This window comes from Thalassotalea euphylliae, from assembly GCF_003390335.1.
Classification (GTDB): Bacteria; Pseudomonadota; Gammaproteobacteria; order Enterobacterales; family Alteromonadaceae; genus Thalassotalea_F; species Thalassotalea_F euphylliae_B.
The window spans coordinates 2,803,356-2,821,132 of sequence record NZ_QUOU01000001.1 but is presented as its reverse complement, the minus strand read 5'-3'; the positions used below and the strand labels follow the sequence as shown (position 1 = coordinate 2,821,132).

Genomic DNA, 17,777 nt, shown 5'->3' with positions numbered 1-17,777 from the left:
GGGATTATTGCGATAATTTGCCTAATCAAGAGAACAATATGAACGCTAGAACCAACAAACCTGAAGCGTATACAAATGGGGCAGAGGTGCACACACCAAGCTTTATTGATGGGCATTCGGTCGACATCCCAATTTTAAAGCTACTAAAAGAAGACGGCTCACTGTATCCCAATGCCGAGTTACCTGAACTTGACCAAGCAAAAGCAGAAAAAGTATACCGCGCTTTTGTTTTTCACCGTGTGCTCGACGAGCGGATGACCGCTGCCCAGCGTCAAGGGCGTATCAGTTTCTACATGACAGCGCTTGGCGAAGAGGCGACGACTGTTGGCGGCGCTGCAGCGCTTGCCCCACAAGATATGATCATGGCGCAGTATCGCGAACAAGGCTGCTTGATTTATCGCGGTTTTGCCTTAACCGACTTTATGAATCAAATGTTCTCTAACGAGAAAGACTTGGGTAAAGGTCGGCAAATGCCCATTCATTACGGCTCTAATAAATTGAATTACATGACGATTTCTTCGCCGCTTGGCACGCAGATCCCGCAAGCCGCCGGTTATGCCTATGGCCAAAAGCTGCAAGGCAAAGATGCCGTGACTATGTGTATGTTTGGCGAAGGTGCGGCTTCCGAAGGGGACTTCCATGCTGGCCTCAACATGGCGGCGGTGCATCGTGCGCCCGTCATCTTCTTTTGCCGCAACAATGGGTATGCAATTTCGACCCCGTCAGATGAACAGTACCTAGGTAATGGCATCGCATCACGCGGTGTCGGTTATGGCATAAAAACCATTCGCATTGATGGCAACGATGTGTTGGCGGTAATGAAAGCGGTGCAATTTGCGCGCAATTATGCACTCGAACAACAGGCGCCGGTGTTAATTGAAGCCATGTCTTATCGTCTCGGCGCGCATTCTACCTCTGACGATCCATCGGGCTATCGAAGTAAGGAAGAGGAAGCTAAATGGCAAGCACACGATCCCATCGCGCGTTTTAAAGCCTGGCTAATTCACCAAAAGTGGTGGGATGAAGCGCAAGACAAAGCTCTATTTGAATCCTTGCGAGAAGAAATTCTGGCGGCGGTAAAAGTTGCCGAAAAAGTCGCGAAACCACCGGTTGAGGACTTAGTCACAGATGTTTATGACCAAGTGCCTAAGCACCTTGAAAAACAGTTGTCCGAATTAAAAGAACACATCAACAAATACCCAGAAGCATATCCGTTTACCGCAGGGAGGTTTTAACCGTGGCGCAAATGAATTTATTGCAGGCGATCAATAACGCGCTTGATATCGCCATGGCGGAAGATGATAGCACCTTGTGCTTTGGTGAGGACGTTGGCCACTTTGGCGGCGTTTTTCGTGCAACCTCTGGTTTGCAGGAAAAATATGGCAAAGAGCGCTGTTTTAACACGCCACTAGTTGAACAGGGGATTGTCGGTTTTGCCAATGGGCTAGCAGCGCAGGGCAGTCGGCCAATCGCGGAAATACAATTTGCGGATTATATTTTTCCAGCGTTTGATCAAATTGTGAACGAGTCGGCAAAGTTTCGTTACCGCAGCGGGAACGAATTTAATGTTGGCCGAATGACTATTCGCACGCCGTATGGCGGTGGTATTGCCGGTGGTTTGTATCACAGCCAATCGCCAGAAGCTTATTTTGCCCATACGCCAGGCTTGAAAATTGTTGTACCACGTAATCCATACCAAGCGAAAGGCTTACTATTGGCGTCGATTCGCGACAATAACCCAGTGATCTTCTTTGAACCCAAGCGTCTTTATCGCGCTTCAGTCGGTGAAGTACCAGAAGACGACTATCAATTACCGATTGGCAAAGCTGAAGTGATCAACCAAGGGAACGATATTAGTTTGTTAGGCTGGGGGGCACAGATGGAAGTGATTGAAAAAGCGGCCGAGCTCGCTGCTAATGCCGGTCTTTCATGTGAAGTCATTGATTTGCGCTCAATCCTACCTTGGGATGTTGAAACCGTTGCGCAATCTGTTATGAAAACAGGCCGTTTATTGATCAGCCACGAAGCGCCTATTACTGGCGGTTTTGCTGGCGAAATTGCTGCTACCATTCAGCACGAATGTTTCTTGCATTTAGAATCGCCAATAGCGCGAGTCTGTGGTGTTGATACACCATACCCCTTGTCATTAGAAAAAGAACATATGGCCGATCATCTAAAAATTTTTGAAGCCATTAAACGCAGCGTGCATTACTAAAGGTAGGATAGCAAATGAGCATAGATTTTATTTTACCGGATATTGGCGAAGGCATTGTCGAGTGTGAACTAGTTGAATGGTTAGTGGCAGAAGGCGACAAAATTGAAGAGGATCAGCCGATTGCTGATGTCATGACAGATAAAGCACTCGTGCAAATACCTGCCATGCACGCGGGGGTTGTTGACAAACTTTATTACCAGCAAGGTGAAATTGCTAAGGTGCACGCGCCTTTGTTTTCAATGACTCCGGTTGCGATGACTCCGGCTGGCAGCAAGGAGTCGAGTGTTACTGAAAAAGTTGATGAGCAAAAGTTGACTAAACAAAGCGCTATTGGACAAGAGCTTGCCGAAACACTTGAACCAAAGATAGCCGAAACAACTCAAGATTTTATTCTGCCCGATATTGGCGAGGGGATTGTCGAATGTGAGATCGTCGAATGGCTTGTTGCCGAAGGCGATACGATTGAAGAAGATCAGCCTGTCGCCGATGTCATGACAGACAAAGCGTTAGTTCAGATCCCAGCTATCAGCGCTGGTACTGTCGCTAAACTTTATTACGAGAAGGGGGATATTGCGAAAGTTCATGCCCCCCTTTTTGCGATAACCATAAACTCAGCGGTTAATATCGAGAGCGCCAGTACTCAAAAAGCCGTGCCAGATGCAGAGGCTTCATCAAATTCTGCTAGTCAAGTATCAGAGGTTACGCTTGGCACTAGCGGTACGCCTGATATAGGCGATACGAGCACTGCGCGAGAAGAAATGACTGCTCGCAATGGTCACAAAGCGCTAGCTAGCCCTGCGGTGAGACGTGTTGCTCGCGAGCTGGGTATTAATATTCACCAAGTCTCTGGCTCTGGCAAAAAAGGGCGTGTGTATAAAGAAGACGTTATTCGATTTAGTCAGCAAGCAACATCACAAGAAACTCCTGAAAACAAAGCCACCGCAAACGAACTGACGCTAAGCGCAGGAAAGCGCACTGAACCCATTCGCGGGATTAAAGCGGCAATGGCAAAAGCCATGGTGGCGTCTGTTGCTACCATTCCTCACTTTACTTACTGTGAAGAAATTGATCTTACCGAGCTAATTGCACTGCGCCGAAAACTTAAAGCGCAATATGCTAAGCAAGATATTAAGCTCACTATGATGCCATTTTTTATGAAAGCCATGTCGATGGCATTGGCAGAGTTTCCTGTAATGAATAGCCAAGTGAACGATGATTGCAGTGAAATCACCTATTTTGATGATCACAATATTGGCATGGCGGTAGATGCAAAAGTAGGGCTACTGGTGCCAAATGTAAAACAAGTGCAGAACAAATCAATTCTAGATTTAGCGGCAGATATTACACAACTCACTGACGCTGCACGAGCAGGGCGAGTATCACCTGAGCAGCTATCTGGTGGAACCATTACAATCTCAAATATTGGTGCCATTGGTGGCACCGTTGCAACGCCAATTATTAATAAACCAGAAGTTGCTATTGTCGCCTTGGGCAAAGTACAAAAACTGCCGCGTTTTAACGAACAAGGTGAAGTAGCAGCCAGAGAAGTGATGCAAATCAGTTGGTCTGGTGATCATCGCGTGATTGACGGTGGAACGATTGCTCGCTTTACGAATTTGTGGAAGCGCTACCTAGAAGATCCTCCTCAAATGCTGGTCAATATGAACTAACCTAGGTGTTTTAAACTTGGTCGTAGAAGATGTATGACGATTGAGTTAGAGCGAGGAAGCCAAGCATTGGTTTTCTCTCTTCTATAGCTATTTTGGAGTGAGCGTAAACTGCTCCTAATAATCGAACCTGACGTTAGTTGACGTTAGTAAAGCACAATGGTGACGTTATGCTGTGTTGCGTTTGGGCAAAAAAACGCCTTACCTTGTTAACAATACGTGTCAGCAAGATAAAGCGTAAAGCATCGGTAACGCACTAGTTAAGACAGAAGCATGCGCACAGATATATGTCCAAAAAGAATTAGAGCACGACAGAAAGCGCTATTCTTTGTGGTTGGGAAAGCATTTCATCCAACGGTTGTCATCTTAGTTGCAGTTTGTGACAAAATGATGTCAGTTAGTGTGTATTTTTATGACATGCAACTGTTGGCTAAAACAGGCATGATGACCTTCCGAGTTTAACGCTAATTGATCGTAAATTGCTGTGACAGAAAAGAAATTACAACATTTCTACATTGCCGAAGAACAATCTATTTATTTACTTAGTCACAAAGATGCGACCAAGTTAAAAACATGGGTGGAACTTTGCCAACAACAGCTAGAATTACTGGGCTACAGTGATATCCAGCTGATTGGTAAAGGTGCATATGGTTTTGTTTTTGCTGGTAAAGATAAAGTAAGCCATTCGGTAGATGAAGATTGTGTCTTCAAGTTTTCTCGGCTGACGTTACCTCAACATGTGCAAGACAGGTTTGAGGAAGAAGCGCATATGCAGCGTCAAATCGATCATCCGCAGGTTCCCAAAATTATTGAATATCGCAAGATAAAGCGTCAATCAGTGGTGCAGATGGCGCGTGCACCGGGGATTGATTTAGAGCAGTATTCCTTAAAACACGGCCCATTACCCGCTGAGCAAATAGTGGACTTTGCCATACAGTTGATTGAATTGCTCAGGCATATACGCAACAATAGCCAACAGGGTCAAATCAGGCCAATCGTCCACGGTGATATAAAGCCTTCAAATTTAGTGTTCGACGAAGCAACAGGCAAATTACAATTAGTTGATTGGGGATCTGCGGTATACGCGCAAGTAGATGCAATCGGGCAAAGCACGGCCACCAATGTCATGGATTTAATGAGCGGTGATTTACAGCATACCAATGCTAGGCTAGGTGACATCTACTTTATTGGCCCTGAACAACTCAATGGCGGTTTATCAAGCCCGCGTTTTGATGAACAAGGGGCCGCGGCAACCCTATACGCCTTGGCATCGGGTCAATCGAGTCGGTATGGCAAACAAATTATTCCAACCACGAGCTTAGGCTTGCCTAAGCCGCTAGCGCAAGTACTTGATGGTATGCTCAGTGATGACGCTCAGCTGAGACAAAAAGCTGGCGACTATTTTATTAACCAATTGCGCTTTTTCCGAAATTTAGTCCTGGCTGAAAACCCTACTCACCTTGCAATCGAGCCACTGATCCCGGTTTGGGTAAGAACGAGTTCAGAGCTTATTGATACTGTGGTCTACGGCTCTCGCAAGTCGTTTTTAAGAGCGCAAAGCGATGATGATGCGTTAATGGGGATAGATGATGCTCAACTTGAAAAGTATTATAAAAATTACCTCAGCGGTATGGGCGACAATGAAAAGGCATTTATTGCGGCAGTTAGCCGGCTAGGCAGTTTCCCTGTGGTCGGCGGGCTTGCAGTGCGTTGGCAAAAAGAGGGGGTATATATTGATTCCAATTTAACCTTGTTTGATCCGGCGCTCAAGAAGTCCTTTCAAAGTGCCGTTAACAATATGATTAATTTAGCGCAGGGCATTTTTCGCATTGGTATGTTTAAAAGTTGCTTGTTTAATGCGCGCACAACGTTACACGTTGAGCGAGAGTCTGAGCAGCTGCCGTTTGTTGCTGATACCAGTACTGCGATTCCATTTGACATTAGTGATGTGCCAGAGCTGGATGACGTCACTAAGCTACATTCCTATTTTGAAGATGGTAAAGACCCTGATGAGTATCTGCACCTACCGGATGAAATCATGGCTGAGCTCGCTAAATTAAACCTTATTCACCACACTGGTTGTATTATTTTTGAAGTACTGCCAACCCACCTGAAAATTCATAGTTATCTCATGCTGTTGAACCACGAAAAACACGCAGAATTTAAGCAACATCTTAATAACATACTAAAATTGTTACCAAGCATTAATGGTTTGGGCATATCTGGCTTTATGAAGCTACCTTATAAAGACACGCGTTTTTTCGAACACATTAGCCAGTTGCCAGACAAATTTTACCCCAAAAACCCGAAACTCAGTTGATTGGCTGCTCGACGTTAGGCCATCGAGTAGCGCAGCTATTAACTGATAACAGCTAAAAGGAGCCACAAATGGAGGATTCCTCCTTAGGTACTATCGCTTGGTTAGATCTTACAACGGTACATACCGAGCAAACATTGGCGTTTTATCAACAAGTTGTGGGCTGGTACGCGCAAGCTGTAGAAATGGGGAGCTATCAAGATTTCGCCATTTCACCGACAGAGCATGGTGAACCTGTTGCTGGTATATGTCATGCGCGCGGGTCAAATATTGACCTGCCACCAGTTTGGCTGCCTTATTTTTTAGTTGCCGATGTCGAAAAAGCGGTAACAAATGTGACCGCGCTCGGTGGTAGTTTATATACGCCGATCAAAACCATGGGCAAGGATAGGTTTGTGGTGATTAAAGACCCAGCTGGTGCTGCATGTGCACTATATCAAAAAGGCAAAGAATGAGAGTAGTAGCCCAAAAACTTGATAAGGATTATTCAAATAATTTAGAACACCCATAACCTGATGGTATGGCTTGATAAATTATTCTTATTAGAAAAGTACTTCCTTGTCATCTAATTTTAAAAAAACGAATAAAAATAAAGCAATTTCTTTAATTTTAATTAGATAAGAATTGCACTGCGTTAAAAATCAATAACTAAGAACTCTACAAGAGCGAACAAATGGTGGGAAAGTATCACATGTTTAAGTTAAAGAAAGTCTCAGAATCCTTGTTGCTGGCGCTCGCCAGTTACAGTCTGGCTTCAACTTCGAGCTATGCACAAGAAGCACCGCAAGAAGAAGAGGTTGAACGTATCTCGATTGTTGGTTCAAACATCAAAGGCAGTACCATGACAAGTGCTTTGCCAGTGACTGAGCTAGATGCAGAAGATATTCAAACTACTGGTGCACTTGATGGTGATGAGCTATTGCGCTCTATTCCTCAAATTGGTGCCGTTGGCTTTACATCAACTCGCGGTGGTAACACAGGCGTTAACGCAGCGCGCGGTGATGTTGGCTCTATTAACTTGCGAAGCATTGGTGAAGGTAATACGCTGGTATTGCTAAACGGTCGCCGTATGGTCAACCACCCAATCACACAAACTAGCTTCGGTGTTCCTGTTACTTCGATTAACTCAAATACACTTCCTGTTTCTGGCTTGTCGCGTGTTGAAGTGCTTCGCGATGGTGCTGGTGCACTTTACGGTGCAGACGCGGTTGCAGGTGTTGTCAACTATGTGACCAAAGAAGATTATGCCGGTGGCGAGTTTAAAGTGCGTTACGGTGCGGAAGAAAGCACTAGCCGAAATGATTTCTCATTGTCTGCTAGCAAAGGCTTTGAGTTGAATGACGCGCAAACTTACTTCCTAATCAGTGCTCGCTATGATCGTAAAAAGGGCTTGTTAGCGTCTGAGAAAGACTATGCAAGCAATCAAGACTTACGCTCACGTGCACCCGAAGCGTTCCAAAGTGTGACAGGTTTTGACAACCGCTCGACATTGGAGCCATTAGCTTCACTTAATTTCCTAGGTTTAGGTTCATTTCGCATCCGTCCAACCGAATTTATTCGCGACAACGGTAGCCTGCGTGATGCGTCAGAGTGTGGTGGCCGCGGCGTAACTGCTGAACAGGCGGTTCTAGGCGATGTGTGTTTACAATCTGGTGGTAGCCATGACCGTGCGCTGCGTCCAAACCGCAATGAAGACCGCACACTAGTGCCAGATATTGACCGTTTTAACCTTTACACTAGCTTGACCCACGAATTCGATAACGGTGTCGAGTTTTACAACGAATCAACCTACTATCGCTCAGAGGCCGAGCGTCAGTGGGAGCAGTCGGCTATCTTGAGTAACGGTACTTTTGTAGTGCCAGCAGAAAGTTACTACAACCCATTTGGCCCAGTCACATTTGCTGATGGCCGCGTTAACCCTAACCGTATCCCCGGTTTAGATACGAGTGTTGTCCCTGAAGAGGGGTTAGCATACACCTTGCGCATTCGACCCACCGATGTTGGCCCACGCGAAGTTGAAGTTGAAAGCACAAGCTTCCGATTCTTGAACGGCTTACGTGGCACTTGGGAAGACTGGGACTGGGATACAGGTATTCTTTACAGTGAAGCTGAAACAGAAGATACAGGTTATAACCGCATTAGTTCGCCATTGTTCTTAGCGCAATTAAGTTTAGATACCCCTGATGCTTACAACCCATTTACGGGTGTTAACCCGGGCGTGCTATCAAGCATTCAAGATTTTAGCCCAAATCCGCGTTCAAGCATTGACCCATTTATTGTGAGCGCAACACGTAACGCAAAAACCAAACTAACACTTATTGATTTCAAAGCGTCAAACCCATTCTTCTATGAATTACCTGCAGGTGATGTGGGTATCGCATTCGGTTTAGAGTGGCGTAAAGAAGAACTCGACGAAGATAACAGCGATATTTTTGACGGTTCAGATCCTTTTGTTGAAGGTAACTCAAATCCAACCAATTTAAGTAGCCTTGAAGGTAGTAGTGTTCGCCCTGACGTTTTTGCAGAACGCAAAGTGTTTTCTGCCTATGCCGAGTTAGCGATTCCAATTTTAGCTGATTTGCCTGCAGCCTACAGTTTAGATGCTCAGCTCGCCGTGCGTTACGAAGATTTTGACGATGTCGGTAATATTACTCGCCCTAAACTAGCGCTTTCATGGTTCCCTGTTGAGAACTTCCAAGTGCGTGGTGCGATTTCTAAAGGTTTCCGTGCACCAAACTTAATTCAGTTGAACTCGCCGGGCACTTCTATTACCACAGGTGTTGATGATTTCGCCGAAGGTATTGCATTGGGTACTGGTGATATCAATGGTGAATTTGATGGCCAAGATATCGGTAACGGTAACTACCTGCTTGAAACGTCAGGTAACCAAGATCTAGCACCTGAGAAAAGTGAGAATGTGAGTTTAGGTGTTACTTTTACACCAACGAATAACGTTACATTAACGTTTGACTGGTGGGAAGTGGAAACAGAAGGCACCGTCGGTGTACTTTCCGATGAAAATGAATCTCGCCTAGATGCGGTATTACGCGCAGAAGGTTCATCTAACCCGCGCGTTATTCGCGGTGCACCAGATGCAGATAACCCATTAGGTGCTATTACACAAATCGTCCGTCGCTACGAAAATTTAAACACTCGTACGGTCACGGGTTACGACGTAAGCGCACTTTACAGCATGGACACTGCTATTGGTGAGTTCACCTTTAAGTTAAACGGCGCGCGTACGTTGAAGTTTGACCAAACTGCGGGTGGTGACGCTGCTAGAATCGTTAACTTCGGTGCTGATGAAACCGTATTAGGCTCTGCAGTGGGTAATATTGTTGGTACCAGCAACATTCCTGAGTGGCGCGGTACAGCTTCTATTAACTGGAAAAGTGCTGATGCACTGTGGAATGCGGGTTTATTCGTAAACTACGTTGGTGAAGTGGATGAAACAGGCATTTCTATTACGGTAGGCGATGAGCGTGTGTTCTACACGATTGACGATCACACAACAGCGAACTTCACCTTAACGCGCAAAGAGTTCATGAATAACGAGAACTTGAATGTTACTTTCGGTATTAATAATATCTTTGATCAAGATCCACCGTTAGCGGATACCACATTTGGTTACTCAGGTGAATTGCACTCTAACCGTGCTCGCTACTTTTACTTAGGCGCTTCATACGGCTTCTAATTGACAGTAGATACGAGGCAAAATAGCCTGGCGCTTGCGTCGGGCTATTTTTTTATCCCGCCAATGTAGTATCCAACTACTGCCAATTAGCGAGCAGTTACCATCTAATCTATACACGAGGTGTCGCAATGACTATTCGATCTCACTTAAACGTTTTTTCACGGCTATTTTCCATCGGTGCGGCCATGTTATTACTGTCTCTCAGTAGCTTGGCATACGCACAAAAACTCGACCAACCACAAAAACAAACCCAGCAGCAACGTGACGTATACAGTTTTGCTCAAGACGGGCTGTACTTTAGTAACCAAGCTAAAGGCACACGTTTAAATAAAGTCACCCGATTGGCACAAGATCATTATCAAATGACGATAAGCTCGGCTTTTGTGCCAACCAATACCAGTAGCTTTTTTGCCTTTCAATTGTGGTCGTTAACCAGTAAGAAAGTTAAGCTGAGTTTGAAATACACTGAGCATAAGCACCGTTATGTCCCTAAATTCAGCGTTGACCGCAGGCAGTGGCAGCCAATTTCAGGTTTAATCATGAGTGAGGGGGATACTGTGGCGACATTTGATGTTGACGTATCACCCACTAAACTGTGGCTTGCGGCTCAAGAAATTGAATCGGCGCAAGATACCTACGACTGGTTAGATGCGCTAATGGCAGGCAAACCATTTCTGAAAAAACAAGCTGTAGGTAAATCTGTGCAGGGACAAGATTTATGGATGGTTGCCGCTGAGCAAGAGAAGGTTAAACCGTCATTAGTGTTGATTGCTCGCCAGCACCCACCGGAGATTCCAGGCGGTACGTTTGCGTTTAAAGCCTTTTACGAAGAAGTTGTGGGTAACAGTGAACTAGCCCAGCTATTTAGAACCGCTTTTAACATTTATACGTTTCCTCTGTTAAATCCTGATGGTGCAGACGGTGGCTTTTGGCGACACAATGCTAATGGCTTTGATCTGAACAGAGATTGGCAAGCATTTTCGCAACCTGAAACACGTGCCGTTCGCGATTTTGTGACACAAAAAGTTGCGAAAGAGGGCAAACAGCTAGTATTTGGCGTCGATTTTCATACCTCGTTTAATGGCCCGTATTTATTGATCCTCAACGAACAAAATGAAGCTAATGCCAACACGGCGATAATTCCGCAAGTGATCAAAAATGCCCAGCAAAATGCCCCGATAATGGCGCAATATCGCCGAAGAGAGCAAAACTTACCTTATTGCTACAACTGGTTTTTTAATGAGTTTGGTGCGGAAGCCGTGACTTACGAAGAAGGGGATGAAACGGATCGCCGTGTTATTTATGCAAGAGCCAAGCTTTACGCCCAGTCGCTAATGAAGGCTATGTTGAGTGAGCAAGCACGTTAACAGACACTGTCGTTGTGGCTTTGATGCGATGTAGGTTATATCGATTTTATGAGTTGTGTATAACCTATGGTTATGGGTTAGCAAAAAAAATGTAGTAGTGAAGTCTTTCCTTCTACTTTAGCTTAAAAAGCAATAACAAAAATATAACATCAGTAAAATTCAATACCAAAAAGGTGTGAATTTGTAATGTTGGCACAAGTGGGAAAGTACACATGTTTAAGTTAAAGAAAGTCTCAGAATCCTTGTTGTTGGCGCTCGCCAGTTACAGTTTGGCAACCACTTCAAGCTATGCTCAAGAAGCACCGCAAGAAGAAGAGGTCGAACGCATTTCAATTGTTGGTTCGAATATTAAAAGAGCGTCAGATATTGGTGCTTTACCCGTTACTGCGATGACAGAGCAAGATATTGAAAATACTGCCGCCATCACAGGCGATGAATTACTGCGCTCAATACCGCAAATTGGTGAAGTAAACTTTGGTGCTTCAACCGGTAATGGCGGTGTCAATGATGCGCGTGGTGACGTGTCGTCAATAAACTTACGCGGCGTGGGTACAGGTAACACGCTAACCTTACTAAACGGCCGTCGTTTAGTCACTCACCCTGGCACTCAGTCAGAAAATTTTGTACCAGTATCCACGGTCAACTCAAACACTTTGCCGGTTTCTGGCTTACGTTCACTTGAAATTTTGCGTGATGGTGCCGCTGCCATTTATGGCTCTGATGCGGTAGCTGGTGTAGTAAACTATGCCTTGCAAGATGATTACGAAGGTCACAAGCTGAATTTGTCATATGGTCAATCTGAGGGTACCCCGCTAGACGAGCTAACGTTTAGCTATTTGACGGGTTTTGATTTAAACGATAAAACACATATTACCGCTTCTGTCGCGTATTACAGCCGCGATGGCATGATGGCAAGTGAGCGACCTTATTCTCGCAGTCATGACCTGAGAAATTTTCCGGGCTTACCAGAAGAGTTTGTCGGTGATACTCAATTAGATAACCGCACAACTGCAACACCTTGGGGTGATTTCGTTTCTGACTCTCTGGGTCGTTTCCACTTACAACCCGCAGATATGGACCCTCAAGATTGTGTTGTCGATCTAGCTGGTGGTGTTTGTGCCGACAGTGGCAGCTTCCCGCGTGATTTACGATTTGACCGTGGTACAACGCGCTCACTGGTTTCGGACGTAGATCGTTTTAACTTTTACACATACATTACTCACGACTTGGGTAATGACATGGAACTTTTTGCCGAGGCTATATACTACGAAGCCAATGCAGAGCGTACCCGTGAACAAACGCCTAATTTAACCTCTCAGCGATTCACTGTTGCCGCTGACGCTGCTTTTAATCCATTCGGTGAAGAAGTACTTGTGCGTAGCTATCGCCCAATAGACGCAGGTCCTCGAAATATTGAAGTCGATGACACCAGCTACCGCGCCTTATTTGGTTTAAAAGGTGAGTGGAATGATTGGTACTGGGAAACCGCAGCGTTTTATTCTGCAGCGGAAACGAACGACAAAGCGAATCGCGTTAATGCCATTTTGTTCCAAGAAGCTATCAATAGCACCGATCCTTCGACAGCGTATAATATTTTTACCGGTGGCGACGTTAACAACCCTAATGAAGGCGATTCGACGTTAAATCCACAAAGTGTTATTGATTCCTTTATCACGACTGTGCGTCGTGACTCAGAAACTGAGTTAGCATCAATTGACTTTAAAGCAAGTAATGAAGCTTTATTCAGCCTACCTGCGGGTGATGTGGGTGTGGCATTTGGTTTAGAGTACAGACACGAAGGATTTGAGGACGATCGTGATCCATTACTTGATGGTAGCAGCCCGTTTACTAATTTAGTCACAGGCGCGACTCGCAATGATGCCAGTAGCGTACTTGGCAGTAGTCCAACGCCTGATTCTAAGGGTAGCCGCAATGTTGCATCGGCATTTGTTGAATTTATTGCACCGCTAATTGATAGTGATGAACAGTACTTAGAAATGCAATTAGCTGCTCGTTACGAAGATTTCTCAGATGTTGGCGGCAGTGGCTTGAAGCCTAAAGTGGCTTTATTCTGGGTTCCAGCTGATTGGATTAGCTTACGTGCTTCATATGCTGAAGGTTTCAGAGCTCCAGGGCTACCTCAGGTAACTGCCGAAGGTGTGCCAAGAGCCAATACAATTTATGACCCAGTGCAAGACAGAAGCTACTCAGTGGTTGACGTACGCAGCGGTACAACTGACCTTGAGCCAGAGGATGATGAAAACACCTCATTTGGTATTGTGCTAGAGCCAACAGAAAGCCTGACAATTACTGCTGACTGGTGGAAAATCGAACAGGAAGACCTTGTCGGTATCTTACCCGGTGCATCTCATTTAGCATTAGACTTTGTGCGCCGCTCTCAAGGTTCAACTAACTCGGCTGTTGAGCGAGATCCAGTGAGTGGCGATGTCGTCCGCATTAACAATGAGTACTTGAACTTAGGTAAGCGTGAGATCTCAGGTATTGATTTCAGTGTTATTTACGACGTAGAAACTAGCTTTGGTGACTTTGAATTCACGGTCAATGCTGCTCATTTGAAGAAGTTTGATCAAGAGCCAAGTGACATCGACAGTGAGTTAATTGCCTTTAATGAAGCTGGCGGTTTCCCACAACCAATTGTGATTCAAGGGGCTGGTGATTTGCTTAAACAGAATGGCCGTCCTGAGTGGCGCGGTAGAGCATCAATCAACTGGCGTTATGAGCAATGGGGTGCGGGTATTAATTCAAACTATGTTGGCTCAGTGATTGATACCTCAACAACGGCTACCGTTGATGGTGAAGTTGTTGAGCTACCTGTCGATAGCATGACAACGACAAATGTATATGTTGATTACCGCATTGAAGGCAGTGATACCTTGCTTGATGGCAGTAAGCTCCGCTTCACGGTTCGCAATATTTCCGATCAGGAGCCACCATTAGCTGATGAACTTGCTCATGGCTACTTTGGTGCATTGCATTCGAACCGCGGCCGTTACTTTAACTTGAGCTACTCGAAAGAGTTCTAAAAAAACGGCGAGTTAGACTAGGAAGCGGCCTTGCGAGTAATTGCAAGGCCGCTTTTTTATCCCCTAAGTGGGCAACTTCCTGTTACCACTTCATGTCTTAACGAGATGTCGCGACGAGTAATTGATCTCATTGAAAGGTGGGGGAATAAGGTTTGGCAATGCCGTTGTCAGTATTTTTTATAGCTAAAGGTTATGGCGCGGCCAATAGAATGTACTAGGGAAACTTCTCCTTGTACTTTAGTTTAGAAGTCATTTAGAAGACATAGGCGGCATTTTTACTTTAGCCATTGAAAATGCCACAGCCAATATAGTGTTATGCTCGTTGTTTATGCTCGAGCACAACACTCAGGCGGTAGCCATCGAGCCAGTTTGGCTGGCTAATAATAAACGATTAACATGACTTGAGAGTTGGCACTGTCGAGCCATGTTTTTATCTACCAAGAGATATAAAAAATAAAAGGTAATACCATGAAAAAACTATTACTGACTTGCTCATTGATACTTTCAACTAGCGCACTTTTTGGCTGCGGCAGCCTAGAGACAACTAATAGCAATGTTGCCAGTAGTAATGAGCAAGCTTGTGACTTTGGTGATGTTAAGTTGCTGGCGGATTTCCCAACGTCGAGAATGGATGAATGTCGACGAGTTGGTACCCGTAATTTTGAAATATTGCTTAAACCAGAAAACAGACCGATAAATTCTAGCCCTTGGTACGCGTTTCGTGCTGTTGCTGAGCAGCCGACAACCATTAATATTACGATGAAAGTTGACGGTGATGTTCATCGTTATTTGCCGAAACTCAGTACCGATCTAAAAGCATGGTCGCTAATTGATTATCAAGACAATGGTGATTTGCGCTCTTTTAGCATCGATGCAACAGCCAAACCCAGCTACATCGCGGGTCAAGAAATTATTGATAATCAGTATTACGTCGATTGGGCTAAAAAGCTTCAAGCGATGACTGATATTAGCCATGAAGTACTTGGCAAATCCATTCAAAACAGGCCAATCTACAAACTCGAAAGCAAAGCTGAGACAAACCAATGGTTAGTGTTGCTAGGGCGTATGCACCCACCCGAATTGACTGGCGCATTGGCCTTATTTCCGTTTGTCGAAACTTTATTGGCAGATAACGCTCTCGCCAACGAATTTCGCCGCCAATACAATATTTTACTAATTCCCAATATTAACCCAGATGGTGTGTATGCTGGCAATTGGCGCCACAACATGAATGGTGTTGATTTAAACCGAGACTGGAATAAATTCAAGCAACCTGAAGTTCAACAAATTGATGCTTACCTAGAGCAGTTAGTCGCTGATGGCCAAAAAATAGTGTTTGCCGTTGATTTTCACTCAACACGACGTGATATTTTTTACACTATGCCCTCAGATTACGGGGTGGAAAACCCTTACTTTGTTGAGCATTGGCTAGGCGAATTAGATCGACAAATGCCGGAGTTTGACGTCATCCAAAAGCCGGGTAACAACCCAAACGCTGGCGTTTCCAAGCAGTACTTTGCCGATAAATTTGGTGTGCACGCCATCACTTATGAAATGGGCGACAACACCGATCGAAAATTCATTACTCGTATCGCTGATAAGGCTGCCTCGACATTAATGTCGGTGATGCTTTCTGATCAAAATCACAATAAGCGTTAGGTGATAGCTTCCAAGCGCTATAGCTACTAACTACTGAATAACGTAACTGGCCGTTTTACCATGAGTAAAATGGCTTTTTATTTTGTTAACTTTGTTGGTGGAGTTGTTTAATGTTTTGTCTTGAATACCTCAGAGCGATATCACCTATCACATTGGTTGGTGACTTGCTTAATGTAAGGTATGACCAAAAGACATGAGGTGATACGCTAATCGAGTGAGTCGTTAACCCAAGCAGGTGATGTTTTGCCACAGAAGCAGAGACCTGAGCATTACTTGTTAACACTTGTTCGATTTTTAGAGAGAATAGTTGTGATAACAATTAAGCGCTGCAACTAAAGCGTTTATCCATTAATAATAATGACAATTTTCAAAGGCTAGAAGTATGCGAAATATTGGCTTGGTTTTGGGGATATTGATATTTCTCCTAACGCTCGTCACTCCTGCACCTGCTGGGATGAGTGAAGCGGCTTGGTTAACCGCAGGTGTGGGTTTGTTGATGGCGTTTTGGTGGGCAACCGAAGCCGTCCCTGTGCCAGTAACCTCTTTGGTCCCGATAGTGCTGTTCCCATTACTTGGGCAAGCCAGTGTTAAGGAAATTACTGCCCCTTACGCGCACCCCGTGATTTACTTGCTCTTTGGTGGTTTTATTATTGCTACGGCGTTAGAGCGTTGGCACCTGCATCGCCGTTTAGCGCTTAATGTATTAACCCGAGTTGGTAATCACCCAAGTGCAATCGTTGGCGGTTTTATGGCGGCAACGGCATTCTTATCAATGTGGATCAGCAATACAGCAACTACGATTATGATGATTCCCATCGCACTCTCTATTGCTCATGTCATTACCAATAGTGATGAAAAAGGTAATAGTTTCACTATTTGTCTCGTATTAGGTATTGCCTATGCCGCCAGTATTGGTGGGTTAGGGACTATTATTGGGACACCACCCAATGCCATGTTAGCCGCCTTTATGTCAGAAAACTATGGCGTGGAGATTGGTTTTGTGCAGTGGATGACGTTTGGTGTACCTGCGGTATTACTCTTGGTGCCAGCGGCGTGGTTTGTGCTAACGAAAATCGCGTTTAATTTTAAGTTTAACGCCAGCCAAGAAGCGAACGATTTAGTCGTTAACGAGCTTAACGCCATGGGTAAAATTTCTACCCCAGAAAAGCGCACTGCGTTGGCATTTTTGGTGGTTGCGCTGGCTTGGATCACGCGCCCTTTGTTACAACAGCACCTTGGTATTACCGCATTAAATGACACCATTATTGCAATTGCTGGCGCCGTTATGATGTTTCTTATTCCCGCTGGCGATGACAAAGACGAGAGTGCGCGATTACTTAATTGGCAAACGGCTGAGCGTATTCCTTGGGGCGTGTTAATTTTATTTGGTGGCGGATTAAGTTTAGCAAGCATGGTAAGTAAAAGTGGTCTTGCCGCGTGGATTGGTGATGGTTTGGCTAGCCTAACCGTATTCCACTTACTGATTTTGATCACTAGCATTGTCACGATTGTCATTTTCTTAACTGAATTGACCAGTAACACGGCGACAACAGCGGCATTACTGCCAATTTTAGGTGGTATAGCGGTTAATGCTGGCTTTGATCCTATTTTACTGACGGCTCCAATGGCGCTTGCGGCAAGCTGTGCCTTTATGTTGCCTGTGGCGACAGCGCCTAATGCCATTGTTTTTGCCACGGGTGAGATGTCGATCGCACAGATGGCGAAAGCAGGCGTTTATCTCAATATCGCCGCCATAGCGGTCATTAGTTTATTGTCATACGCTTTAGTAGCGAAGATATTTATCAATTAATAAC

The 17,777-nt window shown here is 44.9% G+C and carries 10 protein-coding genes; all 10 read left to right on the top strand.

What is annotated here, in order from left to right; genetic code table 11:
* Positions 1-38 precede the first annotated feature (38 nt).
* Entirely contained in the window at positions 39-1,235 is a 1,197-nt protein-coding gene (locus tag DXX93_RS12490) for a thiamine pyrophosphate-dependent dehydrogenase E1 component subunit alpha (protein WP_116008384.1), read from the top strand.
* 2 nt (positions 1,236-1,237) lie between these two features.
* Positions 1,238-2,215, top strand: a complete 978-nt coding sequence (locus DXX93_RS12485; protein ID WP_116008383.1) for an alpha-ketoacid dehydrogenase subunit beta — start codon at positions 1,238-1,240, stop codon at positions 2,213-2,215.
* 14 nt (positions 2,216-2,229) lie between these two features.
* The gene (locus DXX93_RS12480; RefSeq protein WP_116008382.1) at positions 2,230-3,885 is read left to right on the top strand and encodes a dihydrolipoyllysine-residue acetyltransferase; all 1,656 of its coding nucleotides are present in this window, start codon (positions 2,230-2,232) and stop codon (positions 3,883-3,885) included.
* A 481-nt stretch (positions 3,886-4,366) separates the two neighbouring features.
* Positions 4,367-6,202, top strand: a complete 1,836-nt coding sequence (locus tag DXX93_RS12475) for a protein kinase domain-containing protein (protein ID WP_116008381.1) — start codon at positions 4,367-4,369, stop codon at positions 6,200-6,202.
* Positions 6,203-6,270: 68 nt separating this feature from the next.
* A complete protein-coding gene (locus tag DXX93_RS12470; RefSeq protein WP_116008380.1) occupies positions 6,271-6,654 on the top strand; it encodes a VOC family protein in 384 nt (127 codons plus the stop codon).
* A gap of 236 nt (positions 6,655-6,890) precedes the next feature.
* Positions 6,891-9,893, top strand: coding sequence for a TonB-dependent receptor domain-containing protein (locus tag DXX93_RS12465; protein WP_116008379.1), 3,003 nt, complete (start codon positions 6,891-6,893; stop codon positions 9,891-9,893).
* Between the two features lie 128 nt (positions 9,894-10,021).
* On the top strand, positions 10,022-11,260 hold the full coding sequence (locus tag DXX93_RS12460; RefSeq protein WP_116008378.1) for a M14 family metallopeptidase: 1,239 nt from the start codon (positions 10,022-10,024) through the stop codon (positions 11,258-11,260).
* A 212-nt stretch (positions 11,261-11,472) separates the two neighbouring features.
* Complete coding sequence (locus tag DXX93_RS12455) at positions 11,473-14,304, top strand: TonB-dependent receptor domain-containing protein (protein WP_116008377.1); 2,832 nt, start codon at positions 11,473-11,475, stop codon at positions 14,302-14,304.
* A gap of 468 nt (positions 14,305-14,772) precedes the next feature.
* Complete coding sequence (locus tag DXX93_RS12450; RefSeq protein ID WP_116008376.1) at positions 14,773-15,963, top strand: M14 family metallopeptidase; 1,191 nt, start codon at positions 14,773-14,775, stop codon at positions 15,961-15,963.
* A gap of 382 nt (positions 15,964-16,345) precedes the next feature.
* Positions 16,346-17,773: an SLC13 family permease gene (locus DXX93_RS12445; RefSeq protein ID WP_116008375.1), complete on the top strand. Its 1,428-nt coding sequence runs from the start codon at positions 16,346-16,348 to the stop codon at positions 17,771-17,773.
* The last annotated feature ends 4 nt before the right edge of the window (positions 17,774-17,777 follow it).

What these genes read in the sequence shown, in the direction of transcription:
- DXX93_RS12455 (WP_116008377.1), top strand. Translation starts at nt 11,473, where the DNA reads ATGTTTAAGTTAAAGAAAGTCTCAGAATCCTTGTTGTTGGCGCTCGCC.
- DXX93_RS12460 (WP_116008378.1), top strand. Translation starts at nt 10,022, where the DNA reads ATGACTATTCGATCTCACTTAAACGTTTTTTCACGGCTATTTTCCATC.
- DXX93_RS12465 (WP_116008379.1), top strand. Translation starts at nt 6,891, where the DNA reads ATGTTTAAGTTAAAGAAAGTCTCAGAATCCTTGTTGCTGGCGCTCGCC.
- DXX93_RS12445 (WP_116008375.1), top strand. Translation starts at nt 16,346, where the DNA reads ATGCGAAATATTGGCTTGGTTTTGGGGATATTGATATTTCTCCTAACG.
- DXX93_RS12480 (WP_116008382.1), top strand. Translation starts at nt 2,230, where the DNA reads ATGAGCATAGATTTTATTTTACCGGATATTGGCGAAGGCATTGTCGAG.
- DXX93_RS12450 (WP_116008376.1), top strand. Translation starts at nt 14,773, where the DNA reads ATGAAAAAACTATTACTGACTTGCTCATTGATACTTTCAACTAGCGCA.
- DXX93_RS12490 (WP_116008384.1), top strand. Translation starts at nt 39, where the DNA reads ATGAACGCTAGAACCAACAAACCTGAAGCGTATACAAATGGGGCAGAG.
- DXX93_RS12470 (WP_116008380.1), top strand. Translation starts at nt 6,271, where the DNA reads ATGGAGGATTCCTCCTTAGGTACTATCGCTTGGTTAGATCTTACAACG.